General features: G+C 62.5%; 12 protein-coding genes. 7 read left to right on the top strand and 5 right to left on the bottom strand.

Annotated elements, in window-relative coordinates; translation table 11 throughout:
- Positions 1-137 precede the first annotated feature (137 nt).
- Positions 138-725, top strand: coding sequence for a hemerythrin domain-containing protein (locus NR193_RS08390; RefSeq protein ID WP_256750407.1), 588 nt, complete (start codon positions 138-140; stop codon positions 723-725).
- A 3-nt stretch (positions 726-728) separates the two neighbouring features.
- On the opposite strand, the gene NR193_RS08385 is transcribed toward NR193_RS08390, so the two are convergent.
- Positions 729-1,316 (bottom strand): DedA family protein, encoded by a 588-nt coding sequence (locus NR193_RS08385; protein WP_256750406.1) that lies wholly within the window; start codon positions 1,314-1,316, stop codon positions 729-731.
- Positions 1,313-1,876, bottom strand: a complete 564-nt coding sequence (locus NR193_RS08380; protein ID WP_256750405.1) for a DUF1003 domain-containing protein — start codon at positions 1,874-1,876, stop codon at positions 1,313-1,315. Before NR193_RS08380 ends, NR193_RS08385 begins: the two co-directional genes overlap by 4 nt.
- A 94-nt stretch (positions 1,877-1,970) precedes the next feature.
- On the opposite strand from NR193_RS08380, the gene NR193_RS08375 reads away from it, so the two are divergent.
- From NR193_RS08375 to gltX, 6 genes are all read left to right on the top strand, one after another.
- Positions 1,971-2,690, top strand: a complete 720-nt coding sequence (locus NR193_RS08375; protein WP_256750404.1) for a DNA-3-methyladenine glycosylase I — start codon at positions 1,971-1,973, stop codon at positions 2,688-2,690.
- Between the two features lie 184 nt (positions 2,691-2,874).
- Entirely contained in the window at positions 2,875-4,551 is a 1,677-nt protein-coding gene (locus tag NR193_RS08370) for an NAD+ synthase (protein WP_256750403.1), read from the top strand.
- A gap of 51 nt (positions 4,552-4,602) precedes the next feature.
- Positions 4,603-5,013: a GNAT family N-acetyltransferase gene (locus NR193_RS08365; RefSeq protein WP_256750402.1), complete on the top strand. Its 411-nt coding sequence runs from the start codon at positions 4,603-4,605 to the stop codon at positions 5,011-5,013.
- 391 nt (positions 5,014-5,404) lie between these two features.
- Positions 5,405-7,210: an ABC transporter ATP-binding protein gene (locus tag NR193_RS08360; RefSeq protein WP_256750401.1), complete on the top strand. Its 1,806-nt coding sequence runs from the start codon at positions 5,405-5,407 to the stop codon at positions 7,208-7,210.
- Between the two features lie 223 nt (positions 7,211-7,433).
- Positions 7,434-8,612: a hypothetical protein gene (locus tag NR193_RS08355; protein WP_256750400.1), complete on the top strand. Its 1,179-nt coding sequence runs from the start codon at positions 7,434-7,436 to the stop codon at positions 8,610-8,612.
- A gap of 250 nt (positions 8,613-8,862) precedes the next feature.
- Positions 8,863-10,236, top strand: a complete 1,374-nt coding sequence (gene gltX / locus NR193_RS08350) for a glutamate--tRNA ligase (protein WP_256750399.1) — start codon at positions 8,863-8,865, stop codon at positions 10,234-10,236.
- Here the strand turns inward: gltX and NR193_RS08345 are convergent.
- The 3 genes from NR193_RS08345 to NR193_RS08335 all read right to left on the bottom strand — a co-directional run bounded on the left by NR193_RS08345 (position 10,154) and on the right by NR193_RS08335 (position 14,766).
- Positions 10,154-11,371 carry a DUF2865 domain-containing protein gene (locus NR193_RS08345; RefSeq protein WP_256750398.1) on the bottom strand — a complete coding sequence of 406 codons (1,218 nt, stop codon included), beginning with the start codon at positions 11,369-11,371 and terminating at the stop codon, positions 10,154-10,156. The two genes, gltX and NR193_RS08345, sit on opposite strands and share 83 nt — an antisense overlap.
- 200 nt (positions 11,372-11,571) lie before the next feature.
- Entirely contained in the window at positions 11,572-12,252 is a 681-nt protein-coding gene (locus NR193_RS08340) for an outer membrane protein (RefSeq protein ID WP_256750397.1), read from the bottom strand.
- A gap of 189 nt (positions 12,253-12,441) precedes the next feature.
- Positions 12,442-14,766 carry an NADP-dependent malic enzyme gene (locus NR193_RS08335; RefSeq protein WP_256750396.1) on the bottom strand — a complete coding sequence of 775 codons (2,325 nt, stop codon included), beginning with the start codon at positions 14,764-14,766 and terminating at the stop codon, positions 12,442-12,444.
- Positions 14,767-14,815 lie beyond the last annotated feature (49 nt).

Genomic DNA, 14,815 nt, shown 5'->3' with positions numbered 1-14,815 from the left:
GGCTCAAGCATCGATCTGGAGCATTGGCCACCAACGGGGCGTCACGACGCGCCGTCTTCCCGGGATGACGAGATCTATGTCTGCTATGGCCTTCCAGCCTTTCGATCCCTACATGACGGTCACCAAAGGAGACTGCCATGAGCGGGGCCGGCAATTTTCTGTTGCTTGAACGGGTGCGGCTGCCGGACGATCTGCGCTGGCTGGCCGAAAAATACCCGCGCGAAAACTGGCAGGGCCATGCCAACATCCATGGCGTCGCCACCATGTGGCTGCAGCGGCACGACATGTTCCGCGAACTCGGCGGCATGCTGACCAACGGCATTGGCGACTATCGCGAGGGCAGGCTGACGGCGCCCGACTTCGCGCGCTGGTTCGCGCCGCGCCTCAATCATTTTCTCGGCCATCTCGACGGTCACCACAATGTCGAGGATCATCATTATTTTCCGGTCTTCGCCCAAGCGGAGACGCGCCTGACGCGCGGTTTCGAGATTCTCGATGCCGATCACCACACCATTCACGATGGGCTGGAGCGCAATGCCGAGGCAGCCAATGTCTTCATCAACACGCTTCAGGAGAGCGAGGACAGACAGCGCTTTGCCGCCGACGCTTATGCCGCCGAAAACAGCCGGCTGATCGCCATGCTGACCCGGCATCTTGCCGACGAGGAAGACCTGATCATCCCGCTGATCCTCGATCGGGGCGATCGGGCGCTCGGCATTGACTGACGATCAACTCTCCCTGGCGCGTTGTTTCCTCGCGCCATGGTGGGCGACGAACCAGGCAGCGACCGCAACCGCCAAGCCAATGGCAAGCGCGATCAACAACCGTTCATGGTGGGCCAGTGCCTGTCCGACAATGTGTTCGGCGCCCAGCCCGAAAACATAGCCGATGGTGCCGAACAGAACGGCCCAGATGGTCGATGAAAGCGCGTTGAGCATAACGAAACGCTGCACCGTGATGCGCGACAGCCCTGCTGCTATGCCGCCGACGAGGCGCATGCCGTAGACATAGCGGTTCAACAGCACGAAAATGTTGGGATGGGTGTTGAGCAGGCGAAAGGCGCGGCGGAAACCAGGCCGCTTGCGCAATCTGACGACATAGCGATGGTCGGCAAAGCTTCGTCCCAGGATGAAGAAGAAGGTGTCGCCGACAAACGCGCCGAGGGCGGCCGCGACGAAGGCGTGCCACAGCACGAAGACCTGTTGATGCGCGAAGAAGCCGCCGAGGATAGCAGCACTTTCACCCTCGGCGACGCAGCCGAAAAAGACGGCAAGCAGCCCATACTGTTCGATGAAATGATGGATAGCGTCCGTCATGAGGGCTGGGTCTGGGGAGTGAGCCGTTCGTCGATCCGCTTCAGCCGTTCGGCTATCTGCGCGATCTCGTCGCGCATGCCGATGATCTGGCTGTGGCGCAACTCGTCCAGCTTTTCGTGTAGCGCCATGATCTCGATTTCGGCCTTGAGATTGACCTCGTAATCATGGGCGGCGTCGATGCGGTCGCGCGCGGCCTGGCGGTTCTGCGACATCATGATCACCGGCGCTTGCAAGGCAGCGATCATCGAGAGGACGAGATTGAGGAAGATGAAGGGGTAGGGGTCGAACGAATCTCGCCCCAGCAGCCACCAATTGGCACCTATCCAGAGGATCAGGAAGGCGATGAAGGACAGGATGAACGCCCACGAGCCGCCGACACGGGCGATGGCGTCGGCGATACGGTCGCCTGCACCCTGAATGCCGGCAAGGCTGTTGTTGATGTCCTGAGATATAGGCTTGCGGTCTACGGTACTCTGCAGCACCCGCCTCTCGAGCTCGCTCAGGTTCTCCGGGTTTCGCCTCAGCCAGCGGTTGGCCAGTTCGGGCACGGTTCTGTTCATGGATGTCTCCGTACAAAAGCATCGGCTTGGCAGCCTGGTTTCCATATAGGAAGATGCGGGGTCGTCAAAAGCACGACATGGAGATCGGAGCAGAATGCCAGATTTCGCCAAAATCCGCGCTCGTGCGGCCAAACGCAAGGGCGGCGAGGCGGAGCTTTCGTCGCTGCTGGGGCCGGTGCCCGACAATGCGGCCGTGGCCGAGATCACGGACGATCGCATTTTGTCGACGATGGCCGAGCGCGTCTTTGCCGCCGGTTTCGTCTGGCGCGTCATCGAACAGAAATGGCCGGGCTTCGAGGAGGCTTTTCTCCACTTCGAGCCGAAGCGGCTTTTGTTCCAGCCCGATGATTTCTGGCACGATCTGACGGCTGACAAGCGCATCGTTCGCAACCCGCAGAAGATCAAGTCCGTGCGTGACAACGCCGCGTTCGTCGAGCGCGTATCGAAGGAGCATGGAGGCTTCGGCAAATTCCTGGCCAACTGGCCGGCCGGCGACCAGGTCGGACTGATGGCCTATCTCGGCAAGCATGGCAGCCGGCTCGGCGGCAATACCGGGCAGTATCTTCTGCGCTGGCTGGGCTGGGACGCCTTCGTCATTTCAGGCGATATGGCGGCGGCGCTATGCGACGCCGGCCTCGACATCGCCGAGAGCCCGACCTCGAAGAAGGATCTCGACAAGATCCAGGTGCAGATCAACACCTGGGCTGCGGAGATGGGCCTGCCGCGCCGGCATATTTCGCGCATCCTGGCGATGTCGATTGGTGAAAACAATTCGCCGGAAGCCTTGCGCGAATACGTGGGTGACCAGGACTGAACGCAGGTCGCCCAGGCGCGATCGAAATCCATCGATCGCTCAAGACACGAATGGCATATGGCATTCGGTCCGACACGAATGGCACATGTCAATCGGTCCTACACGATTGACATACCTCAATCGGTCTGGAGTGGCCCAAATGAACGCCATTGCCCGGCGAATTTTGCCGCGCTAAACCGCAGGCATGACCAAGAAGCCCGATATCCTGCGCATCGCCGTTGCCCAGCTCAATCCGACCGTCGGCGACGTCGCCGGCAATCTCGCCAAGGCGCGTGAGGCGAGGGCGGACGCCGCCCGCCAGGGCGCCGACCTCGTGCTCTATACCGAGCTTTTCCTCGCCGGCTATCCGCCGGAGGATCTGGTGCTGAAGCCAGCCTTCCTGAAAGCCTGCGAAAAGGCGGCACAGGACTTTGCCGCCGATACCGCCGATGGCGGCCCGGGCGTCATCATCGGCACGCCACTGAAGCGCAAGAGCGGCACGCACAACTCGATCGTCTTTGCCGATGGCGGCAAGATCATCGCCGAGCGCTACAAGCTCGATCTGCCGAACTACGGTGAGTTCGACGAAAAGCGCGTCTTCCAGGCCGGACCCGAGATCCAGGGACCGGTCAATTTCCGTGGCGTGCGGATCGGAGTTCCCATCTGCGAGGACATCTGGGGCGATGTCGGCATCTGCGAGACACTGGCGGAAAGTGGGGCGGAAATCCTGCTGGTGCCAAACGGCTCGCCTTACTACCGCGCCAAGATCGATGTCCGCCATCAGGTCGTCATCCGCCAGGTCATCGAATGCGGGCTGCCGATCATCTATGCCAACCAACTCGGCGGCCAGGATGAGCTGATCTTCGATGGCGCATCCTTCGCCATCGGCGCGGACAAGACACTGGCCTTCCAGATGAGCCAGTTCGAGGACGCGGTCGATGTCACGACCTGGAACAGGCAAGGCGATCATTGGATCTGCTCGCAAGGGCCGATGTCGAAGATCCCGGGGAGGGAAGAGGCCGACTACCGCGCCTGCATGCTGGGCCTGCGCGACTACGTCAACAAGAACGGCTTCAAGAATGTCGTGCTCGGTCTGTCCGGCGGCATCGATTCGGCTATCTGCGCGGCCCTTGCCGTCGATGCGCTCGGCGAGGAGCGATTGCGCGCGGTGATGATGCCATACCGCTATACGTCGAAGGACTCGCTCAAGGATGCCGAGGACTGTGCTCGCGCGCTCGGCTGCCGATACGACATCGTGCCGATCTTCGAGCCGGTCGAAGGCTTTCTGCACGCGCTGACACAGATGTTCGAAGGCACCAAGGAAGGCATCACCGAGGAGAATTTGCAAAGCCGTGCCCGCGGCACCATCCTGATGGCGATCTCCAACAAATTCGGCTCGATGGTCGTCACGACGGGCAACAAGAGCGAGATGTCGGTCGGCTATGCCACGCTCTATGGCGACATGAATGGCGGCTTCAATCCGATCAAGGACCTCTACAAGATGCAGGTCTACGCGCTGTCGCGCTGGCGCAACAGCCACGTGCCGCCGGGCGCGCTCGGGCCATCCGGCGAGGTGATCCCGAAGAACATCATCGACAAGGCGCCGTCGGCGGAACTGCGCGAGAACCAGACCGACCAGGATTCGCTGCCGCCCTATCCGGTGCTGGACGATATCCTCGAATGCCTGGTCGAAAACGAGATGGGCGTCGACGATATCGTCGCACGCGGCCATGACCGGGCGACAGTGACGCGCATCGAGCATCTGCTCTACATCGCCGAATACAAACGCCGGCAGGCGGCACCCGGTGTGAAGATCACCAGGAAGAATTTCGGCCGCGACCGCCGCTATCCCATCACGAACCGGTTCAGGGATCGCGGCTAGACGCCGTTTCCCGAGCGAAAGTTCACGCCATGCCGCAGGGCGAGTGTAGCCATGCCTGACTGTGAAATCAGCTTCGACATGTCACGGATTGATTTCCGGGCGACATCCGACCTGTTGATGGCCAGCTATTGGGGTGCCGGGCGCAGCGAGGAGATGCATCGCCGCGCCTTTGCCAATTCGCTTTGCGTCGGCGCTTACAGCGATGGCAAGCAAGTCGGCTTTGGCCGGGCGAACACGGACCGCACGGTGTTCGCCTATCTCGCCGATATCATCATCTGGCCCGGGTATCGCGGGCAGGGCGTCGGCAGCCGCCTCGTCCAGGCCCTTATCGACCATCGGGATGTCAGGACTGTTTTCCACTGGAGCCTGTCGACCAGTGACGCTCACGGCATTTATGAGAAGCTGGGCTTCAAGGCATCGACCGATGGTCGATACATGCGCCTCGATCGCGTTCCGCAATGAAGAGCGCGCGGCGACGGGCTAGATCAGCCGTTGTTGCAAAATAATCGCAGTGGTTGGACCAGATACGCTTTTGGTGTGAGCTCGTCTTGGCGATGCACCAGCGTGTCTCTATAAGGGCCTCTCCGCGATTGATTTGCGGGAGGTCTGAATGGCAGTATTTCAAATGGTAATGCGAGGCCGCGAAGCCTAGGTCTCATCGGGCGCACCGCGAGGGGTTACCCTTCGTGCCGACGCCGGATCGAGAACAGGCTTTTGCCGATGCCGTTCGCCGCCCGACTGCGGGCGCGACGCCAAATATGCCACTCCGCATTCTGGGCAATTGTTGACCCCTTGCGGCTTCTTCAATTTTCGACCTTACCGGGATCGGGCTCGTTTGCGCCCGAATGACATCATGGCTCGTTTTAGAATCGATTTGCGCGCGAGCGCCTTTCGCAGCGTTCTTGGCTTCACGCTCACCCATTGGCGGCGCCAGCCGTGGCGGCTTTCGCTCATCATGGGCGGGTTCCTGCTGTCGACGTTGGCCGACGTCTTGACGCCCCTCTATTCCGGCCGGCTGGTCGACGCCGTTGCCAGCAGCGCCGGGGCGGACGCGATTGCCTGGAATGCCGCGATGACGGCGTTTTCAATGTTGATCGCCTTGGCTCTTACAGGCGTCGTACTGCGCAACCTGGCCTTCATGGGGATCGTCGAACTGACGCTGAAGATGATGGCCGACATCGCCGCCGATGCCTTCCACCGTGTGCAGCGCTTTTCCACCGACTGGCACGCCAACAGCTTTGCCGGCTCGACCGTGCGCAAGGTGACGCGCGGCATGTGGGCGCTCGATCTGCTCAACGACACCATCCTCATTGCGCTCTTGCCGTCGGTCGTCATGCTCGCCGGCTCTACCCTGCTGCTCGGCTGGTTCTGGCCGCTGATGGGCGTGGTCGTTGCTGCCGGCTCAGTGCTGTTCATCACGGTGACGGCGATGCTGTCGCTTGGCTATGTCGCGCCGGCGGCGCGGCTTGCCAACACCTGGGACACGCGCCTCGGCGGTTCGCTGGCCGACGCGGTGAGCTGCAACGCCGTGGTCAAGGGCTTTGGCGCCGAGGAGCGCGAGGAGCGCCGCCTCGCCAGGGTCATCGCCAAATGGCGTGCGCGCACGCGGCGCACCTGGGTGCGTGGCACCATCAACGGCACCACGCAAGGGGCGTTGCTGCTGGTCATGCGCGCCGCTGTGATCGGCCTGGCGCTGATGCTGTGGTCGTGGGGGCAGGCGAGCGCCGGCGACGTCGCTTTCGTGCTGACCTCGTTCTTCGTGCTGCAGGGCTATCTCAGGGATATCGGCACGCATATCCGCAATCTGCAGCGTTCGATCAACGACATGGAGGAACTGGTCGATTTCCAGTCCGAACCGCTCGGCATCGAGGACCGGCCCGGCGCCAAATCGATCCGGATCACGCAGGGACGCATCAGCTTTGACAACGTCACCTTTCACTATGGCAACCACCGATCGCCGCTGTATCGCGACTTCTCGGTCGATATCGCGCCGGGTGAACGTGTCGGGCTCGTAGGGCATTCGGGTTCGGGCAAGACGACTTTCGTCAAGCTCATCCAGCGGCTCTATGATGTGAACGCGGGAAAAATCCTGATCGATGGCCAGGACATCTCGCAGGTGGCTCAAGCATCGCTGCGCGGGCAGATCGCCATCGTTCAGCAGGAACCGATCCTGTTCCATCGGTCGCTGGCCGAAAACATTGCCTATGCCCGACCGACGGCGACGCAGGACGAGATCGAGCATGCCGCGAGGCTGGCGAGCGCGCACGATTTCATCACCAGCCTGCCGAAGGGCTACGGCACGCTGGTCGGCGAACGCGGCGTGAAACTGTCGGGCGGCGAGCGTCAGCGCGTGGCGATCGCGCGCGCTTTCCTTGCCGATGCGCGCATTCTGATCCTCGACGAGGCGACATCGAGCCTGGATTCGGAATCGGAGGTGCTGATCCAGCAGGCGATGGAACGATTGATGGTCGGCCGCACCACGCTGGTCATCGCGCACCGGCTGTCGACGGTGCGCGCGCTAGACAGGCTGCTGGTCTTCGATCGCGGCAATATCGTCGAGGAAGGTTCGCATGACGAGTTGATCCGGCTGAAGGGCGGCATCTACCGCCGCCTGTTCGAGCGCCAGGCGCTCGAGTTGACCAAGGGACTTGTCGGCTGACCCGGGGGTGGCCTCCAGCTTCGGCCGGAGGTCACCCCTATCAGACGCGATCAGCCGGGCGGGTGCGTCTTGTTTATAATACCGATCGAGATATGTTGTCTCTACCTTTGGTTGAATGTATATTTTACGAAAAGCAACCCAAAGGTGGTCTATGCGTGGCCTGGGATCCGATTGATCAGCGTGGGATTTCGCCCTTCGGCAGACGTCTTCCATAGGCTTCACGATGCATCTTGTTTCCGCAAACACCGCTCCGGAAAAGGTGGCTGCGCCGTCGGTGCTGGAATCTCAGCACGGCTCGGTTCGGCCGCTCGCTGCCGAAGATCTCGAGCGTGTCGCCGCACTCTTCCTGACCAAGTTTCGCCGGCGGCGTCGCCTCCTCGATCGCGCGATCGCGGAGACGGCCGCGTATATGAGAGAGATTTATCTTGACCCTGCCGGCCAGTCCGGTTCGAGCAACGCTCTTGTCCAGATCAACCGGCAGGGTCGTCTGGGTGGGTTCCTCGGCGTCCTGAAAGCCCGCTACGAGCTCAACGGAGCGGCATTGAATGCGGCCATCATCGGTCCGCTCATGGCAGACCCCGACACCGATCACGGCTCGGCCGGACCGCAATTGCTGCGTGCCGTGCATCAAGGCGAATTCGATCTGCAACTGACCGATTCGGCCAACCGGATATCCTTGGCGTTCGCGCGTCCGATGAAGTATCAGCTCCTGCCGGTGCATTGTCTGGGATGGACCTGTATTTTCCGGCCGGCCGCGATGGCCGCCGCCGCATTGCGCCGTAAATGGCCCGGCCTGCCTCGCTTGGCACTCGATCCCTGCGCGCGGGCATTCGATGCTCTTGCGAAAGGGAGGTTCGAGCCTCCGGTCCAGCTTTCATCGTCGCAGCGGGTCCACCGTGAGCCGATCGACGTCACGCAATTTGCCGAGCGGCTGCCGACCCTCCTGTCCGATTACTCTCTTCGACCGAGTTGGAAGGATGGCGAGCTGCCACGGCTGCTCGCGCTGGCGGCCGAGAAGCGGGCGGACGGCCCACTTCATTTCGGCGGGACTTACGACGAAACGGGCAAAATGCTCGGTTGTTATGCCTTCTACGGTCAAGCCGGCGATATCGCGAGCCTGTTGCAAATCCAGGCGTCCGGATCTCACTGGGGCGCAACGCTGGATGGCCTTATCGCGGCCGCCTGGGACATGGGCTGCGTAGGCATCACCGGGCAGACGCAGAGCAAATTCATGCCTCAGCTTTTCGGCTACAGGAATCTCTTCTTCCGCTATGCCGGGGGGACGATGGTCCACTCGCGAATTGCCGAGGTCACGCAAGCGGTCCGCTCCGGCGACATCTTTATCGGTGGGCTGATGGGCGACCGATGGACCCGCCTCAGTTCCGACGACTTCGGCCGCTGATCGCCCTCAACGACCTGTTCGTCGGCGTCAGCCCTCTACGCGTTGACCCATTGCGACCGGACCGAGCGGCGGTCGTCGAACGGCATCATTATCTCGACCGGCCTGGGCTCCACCGGCTGGCCGCCGCCTATGCGCCGCCCAAGGCGCACGCCGCCCCTGGTCTTTTCATTGCGCGCGCCATGTTCTATGTCTGCCGCGCAGCGCGGGGGCGCGTCTTGTCAATCACAAAAGCATCCGGTACGCCCCGCTCATGACAGTCACCGTTCGTTTCGCCCCGTCGCCGACCGGCCGCATCCATATCGGCAATGCGCGCACCGCCTTGTTCAACTGGCTGTTCGCCTTGAACAACAAGGGCCGCTTCATCCAACGCTTCGACGACACCGACATCGCCCGGTCGAAGCAGGAGTTTTCCGACGCCATCCTCTATGACCTGCATTGGCTGGGTATTTTCCCGGACGCCACCGAATATCAATCGCGGCGCTTCGAGGTCTATGACGCGGCGGCCGAGAGGTTGAAGGCGGCCGGCGTTCTCTATGCCTGCTACGAAACGCCGGAGGAGCTCGATCTCAGGCGCAAGGTGCGCCGCACGCGCGGCCTGCCGCCGGTCTACGGCCGTGAGGCGCTGGCGCTGACGCGAGAGCAGGTCGCCGAATACCAGGCCGACGGCCGCCGCCCGCACTGGCGCTTCCTGCTGCCCAATTTCTCGAGCGATCCGCAGCAACCCGAGCGCACCGAGGTCCACTGGAACGATCTGGTACGCGGCGAGGAGACCGTCGATCTGGCCTCGCTGTCCGACCCGGTCCTGGTGCGCGAGGACGGCACCTATCTTTATACGCTGCCCTCCGTTGTCGACGACATCGAGATGGGCGTCAGCCATGTCATCCGCGGCGACGACCACGTCACCAACACCGGCGTGCAGATCGCCCTGTTCAAGGCGCTGGGTGCCGAGCCGCCGGTGTTCGGTCACCACAACCTCTTGACCACCGCATCGGGCGAGGGACTGTCAAAGCGCACCGGTGCGCTTTCCATCGAGAGCCTGCGCGAGGACGGGATCGAGCCGATGGCTGTTGCTTCGCTTGCCGTGCTGGTGGGCACCTCGGAGAACGTTTCTGCGGTGCCGACGATGCCCGAGCTTGCCGAACGCTTCGATCCGGCGGCGACATCGAAATCCGCGGCCAAGTTCGATCCGGACGAGCTGTTCGTGCTCAACCGGGCGCTGCTGCATCATATGCCGTTTTCCGAGGCGCGAGACCGGCTGATCGTGCTTGGCGTCTCAGGTGAGCAAGCCGAACCTTTCTGGCTGACAGTGCGTGGCAATCTCGACAGGCTGGCCGATGCCGTGAACTGGTGGCGTATCCTGCGCGAGGGGCCGCAGGAGAAGCCGGAGTTTTCCGATGACGACCGCGATTTTATAGGTCAGGCGTTCAACCTGTTACCGGAGGAGCCCTGGGGCGGGACGGTCTGGAAGGACTGGACGGGCAAGATCAGGGAAGCGACCGGCCGCAAGGGCAAGGCGTTGTTCATGCCGCTCAGGCTCGCCCTTACCGGACTGCCTTCGGGGCCGGAGCTTGCAGATCTATTGCCGCTGATGGGTCGGGAAGGAACGCTGGCCCGACGACCCTGACCTTGCGCTGCTCCGGCGGCACAGCGGACACTGACGACGTCACCGGCTTGACGGAAAGCCGCTTGATCGCTTCGCGGTCAAGTCCGCCTTCAATGTTTGCGAGCGTCTCCGGGTCGGCGCCCGGATCGGGCTTGGAAACTGGAACCGGAACGAGCGGTGCCGCGTCGGTTTCGGGCTGCGACTGCTGCTGATACGGTGGATTGCCGCCGATGATCTGGAAATTCTGCGCCGCGTTGCAGCCGCAGGCCGGCGGCCGCGACATGTTGGGCTGCTTGTAGAGATAGGCGGTCGGCAATTCGCTGTAAGGCCTGCCGGTGACCGATGACGTCATCGATGCCGAATCGTCGTCCATGCCGCGCGAATAGAAAACCTGCATCTCGGTGCCGGGGCAGCTCGATTCGCAATTCTTCTGGTCGCGTTCGAAATCGCTGGGCGAGGCGGCGTTCGACATCGGAAAGAAATAGCCGTCGCAGGTGCGCACGCAAGTGGTGTGGAACTGGCCGCCGACGCTCGGAAAGTCCGTTATGCCGGGCTGGTTGAGCACTCGGCGGACGTTGCGCTCCTCGCCGGGATCGTCAGGCTGGTCGAGTGTGTCGAGTGAATCGATCTGCCGGCTATTGCCGCCGAAAAGCTGGTCGAACAGGTTTGCGTTGCCGTGCACGCGGTCGGCTTCCTGCAGTGGCGCGCCCCGTGGAGCAATCGTGTTGTCGTCGTCACGGCAGCCATTGGCGTCGAGCGCCGCCAGGATGCGTCCGCGATCGCGGCGCGAGCTGCCGCCGTCGGCCAGCCGCTCGCGTTTGCTTTGCAAGGCATCGAGATTGGCATTCATGCGCTCGATGGTGGCATTGAGCCCGGCGCATTGGTTGACGTTGCGGCCGAACAGCGAAAAGCCGCAGCCAGCGCTGCTGGACTGGCCGCGGGCCTTCGAGATCTGCTCGCGTTGCCTGGCGATGGCGGCGTCGTATTTCCGGATCAACGCGGGGCCACCACCGCCACCGCGCGAGGCTGCGGCAAGATCGGCTTCCAACTGGCGGCAGACCCGTGGGGCGGCCTGTGGCTCGGTGACCGCGGCGCCGGAAAGCAGGAGGCCAAGCAGCATGGCAGCATGCGCCTGCTTCCACCCTCCGCTTGCCATTCTCCTGAACCCCGCTTGCCTATCGTCGCCGAGGCTACTCCGTTCGCGGTTAACCGTCTATTTCGGACATGGCCCGAACACCGGCGTTAAAGGCCGGTGATCAATGCGTCTTCGATGGTTTGACGTCGTGACAACGTGCTGATCTCAATCAGCCAAGCGACGCAAAGGACATATATAGGTCAGCCGTTTCCAGGTCGCGGTCAGAACTTGTAGTTCATGCCGATTTTGACCGCATTGAACGTATTGTCGAACACGGTGTTGCTGCCGCCGTAGTCGATGGTCTGGTCTCGCAGATCGACATACAGATATTCGACTTTCGCGGACCAATGGTCGGTGAGCGCCTGCTCCAGGCCTGCGCCGATCGTCCATCCAGTCTTGGTGCTCTTCTCGGAAAAGCTGTTGAAGGGGCCGTCGAGATACCGGTTTTCGACGCTCCCGAACGCCAAGCCACCGGTCCCGTAGACCAGGGTGCGATCGAACGCATAGCCTGCCCTGGCGCGAAGCGTTCCAAACCAGTCCACCTTGGTGTCGTAAGTATCGCCGCGAACGCCAACGTTGATTTCGTTCGAGTGCCCCTTGATGTCGGCGCCCGCGATGTCGGCCTCGACGCCGAGAACCACCGAATTGATCTGGTAGTTGTAGCCGACCTGAACACCGCCCAGGAAACCGTCGATATCGTAGTCCTGGCTCGCCTGAAACGTTGGTGTGTTGGGCGTACTGAAAACCGCGTCGGATCTACCGAAACCATAGCCAAGATGCCCGCCGACATAGACGCCGGACCAGTCGTGGACGGTTGTGGGTTCAGCACCAATAGCGTCGGCGGCGAACGCCTGTCCGCCAACCAGGGACAGCATTGCAGATGCAAGCAACAGGCCTCTCATGGTATCCTCGCCGCCAAACCAGACGACTTAACTGTATCAAATCGGCCTTCCCTGAGAAATCCACCTTCGGCAAGCGCCAAATTTTCGCAATCAAAAGTTGCCGGCCTGCAACACTTGTTCGGACAAGGTTGTGTCAGAGCACCATGCGGCCCTTCGAGGCTTGGCCAAGCCGAACCCGCAGGAGCTGAATTAGCCCAGATTGGCGATCGCCTGTGCCTGCTGTGCGGCTTCGGCGATCGCCAGCGCTGTCATGTTGACCACGCCGCGCGAGGTTACCGACGGTGTCAGTATGTGTGCCGGCTTGTCGGTGCCAAGCAGGATCGGACCGACATGCAGCGCATCCATCATTGTGCGCAGCGCGGTCAGCGTGATGTTGGCCGCGTCGAGATTCGGGAATACCAGCAGGTTGGCTTCGCCCTTCAGCCGTGAATGCGGATAGACACGCTGGCGCAACTGCTCCGACAGGGCCGAGTCGGCATGCATCTCCCCGTCGCACTGCAACTCGGGCGCAATCCGCGCCAGGATCGCCGCCGCATGTCGCATCTTCAGCGCACTCGGCGCATCGCGCGAGCCGAAATCCGAGAACGACAGAAGGGCAGCCTTGGGCTCGATGCCGAAGCGCCTGATCTCCTCCGCCGCCAGAATGGTCATCTCCGCGATCTCTTCCGCCGTCGGATCAACCGAGACATAGGTGTCGGTGAGGAAGATGATGCCGCGCTGCGAGATCAGCATGGACAGCGTCGACAGGTCATGATCCCTGATGCCGGCACGCGGGCCAATGATCAGGGTGACATTGCGCAGATGGCGGGCAAAGCGGCCCTCGAGGCCGCAGATCATGGCGTCGGCGTCGCCGCGCTTCAGGGCGAGCGCCGCGATGACCGTGTTGTCGGTGCGCACCATGGTGCGCGCGGCCTCCGTCGTCACGCCGCGCCGGCCCGCGAGTTCGATCAGCAGATCGACATAGTGGCGGTAGCGCGGGTCGTCTTCCGGGTTGATGAGGCCGAAATCGACACCGGGCCTGATGCGCAATCCGTAGCGCTTCAGCCTGACCTCGACCACATGCGGCCGGCCGATCAGGATCGGCTCGGCGATGCCTTCCTCGAGCACCACCTGGGCAGCGCGCAGCACGCGTTCGTCCTCACCCTCGGCATAGATCACACGCTTGGCGGTCGAGGCCTTGGCCGACGAGAACACCGGCTTCATCACCAGCCCGGAACGGAAGACGAAGCGATTGAGCTTGTCGATATAGGCGGCGAAGTCGGTGATCGGCCGCGTGGCGACACCGGTGTCGCAGGCCGCCTTGGCGACGGCGGGGGCGATGCGCAGGATCAGGCGCGGATCGAAGGGCGAGGGGATCAGGAATTCGGGTCCGAAGACCGGCGTCTCGCCGGAATAGGCGCGCGCGGCAACGTCCGAAGGCTCCTCGCGGGCAAGCGCCGCGATCGCGCGCACCGCGGCCATCTTCATCTCTTCATTGATGGCGCTCGCGCCGCAGTCCAGCGCACCGCGGAAGATGTAAGGAAAGCACAATACGTTATTGACCTGATTGGGAAAATCCGATCTCCCCGTGCAGATCATCGCGTCGGGCCGGGCGGCCCTTGCCACCTCCGGCATGATCTCCGGATTGGGGTTGGCCAGCGCTAGGATCAATGGTTTTGGCGCCATGTGCTGCAGCAGTTCCGGCTTCAGCACGCCTGCCGCCGAGAGGCCGAGGAAGACGTCGGCACCGGGGATGACATCGGCCAGCGTGCGCGCCTCGGTGTCCTTCACATAGGGGTCTTTCCAGCGGTCCATCTCGTCGATGCGGCCCTTGTAGGCGACGCCGAAACGGTCGGTGACCCAGATGTTCTCCACCCGCGCGCCGAGCGAAACCAGCAGATTGAGGCAGGCAAGGGCCGCCGCGCCGGCGCCGGAGGTGACGATCTTGATGTCCGAAATGGCCTTGCCGGCGAATTCCAGTCCGTTGAGCACGGCAGCTGCGACAATGATGGCGGTGCCATGCTGGTCGTCGTGGAACACCGGGATGCCCATGCGGGCTTTCAACTGCTCTTCCACCTCAAAGCACTCGGGCGCCTTGATGTCCTCCAGGTTGATGCCGCCGAAGGTCGGCTCCAGCGCCGAGATCGTCTCGACCATGCGCTCGATCCCCGGCGCGTCGATCTCGATGTCGAACACGTCGATGCCGGCGAACTTCTTGAACAGGACAGCCTTGCCTTCCATGACCGGCTTGGAGGCAAGCGGTCCGATATTGCCGAGGCCGAGCACCGCCGATCCGTTGGAGACGACGCCGACCAGATTGGCGCGCGCCGTATAGTCGGCGGCGGTCGCCGGATCGTCACGGATTTCGAGGCAAGGGGCGGCGACGCCTGGCGAATAAGCGAGCGCGAGATCGCGCTGGTTGCCGAGCGGCTTCGTCGCCTGGATCTCGAGCTTTCCCGGACTTGGATATTTGTGGAAGTAGAGCGCGGCTTCATCGAGATCCGAACGTGCCGTCTTTTTGTTCTCGCCTTCCATGCGGCCGCTCCCTCGATATCTGCCTGGAGAGTCCTTTTAGCATGCGGCC

Source organism: Mesorhizobium sp. Mes31 (genome assembly GCF_024519675.1).
GTDB lineage: Bacteria > Pseudomonadota > Alphaproteobacteria > Rhizobiales > Rhizobiaceae > Mesorhizobium.
This window is presented reverse-complemented; position numbering and strand designations above follow the sequence as displayed.

Excerpts from the sequence above, each read along its gene's own strand:
- NR193_RS08390 (WP_256750407.1), top strand. The coding sequence starts at position 138 with ATGAGCGGGGCCGGCAATTTTCTGTTGCTTGAACGGGTGCGGCTGCCG.
- NR193_RS08385 (WP_256750406.1), bottom strand. The coding sequence starts at position 1,316 with ATGACGGACGCTATCCATCATTTCATCGAACAGTATGGGCTGCTTGCC.
- NR193_RS08380 (WP_256750405.1), bottom strand. The coding sequence starts at position 1,876 with ATGAACAGAACCGTGCCCGAACTGGCCAACCGCTGGCTGAGGCGAAAC.
- NR193_RS08375 (WP_256750404.1), top strand. The coding sequence starts at position 1,971 with ATGCCAGATTTCGCCAAAATCCGCGCTCGTGCGGCCAAACGCAAGGGC.
- NR193_RS08370 (WP_256750403.1), top strand. The coding sequence starts at position 2,875 with ATGACCAAGAAGCCCGATATCCTGCGCATCGCCGTTGCCCAGCTCAAT.
- NR193_RS08365 (WP_256750402.1), top strand. The coding sequence starts at position 4,603 with ATGCCTGACTGTGAAATCAGCTTCGACATGTCACGGATTGATTTCCGG.
- NR193_RS08360 (WP_256750401.1), top strand. The coding sequence starts at position 5,405 with ATGGCTCGTTTTAGAATCGATTTGCGCGCGAGCGCCTTTCGCAGCGTT.
- NR193_RS08355 (WP_256750400.1), top strand. The coding sequence starts at position 7,434 with ATGCATCTTGTTTCCGCAAACACCGCTCCGGAAAAGGTGGCTGCGCCG.
- gltX (WP_256750399.1), top strand. The coding sequence starts at position 8,863 with ATGACAGTCACCGTTCGTTTCGCCCCGTCGCCGACCGGCCGCATCCAT.
- NR193_RS08345 (WP_256750398.1), bottom strand. The coding sequence starts at position 11,371 with ATGGCAAGCGGAGGGTGGAAGCAGGCGCATGCTGCCATGCTGCTTGGC.
- NR193_RS08340 (WP_256750397.1), bottom strand. The coding sequence starts at position 12,252 with ATGAGAGGCCTGTTGCTTGCATCTGCAATGCTGTCCCTGGTTGGCGGA.
- NR193_RS08335 (WP_256750396.1), bottom strand. The coding sequence starts at position 14,766 with ATGGAAGGCGAGAACAAAAAGACGGCACGTTCGGATCTCGATGAAGCC.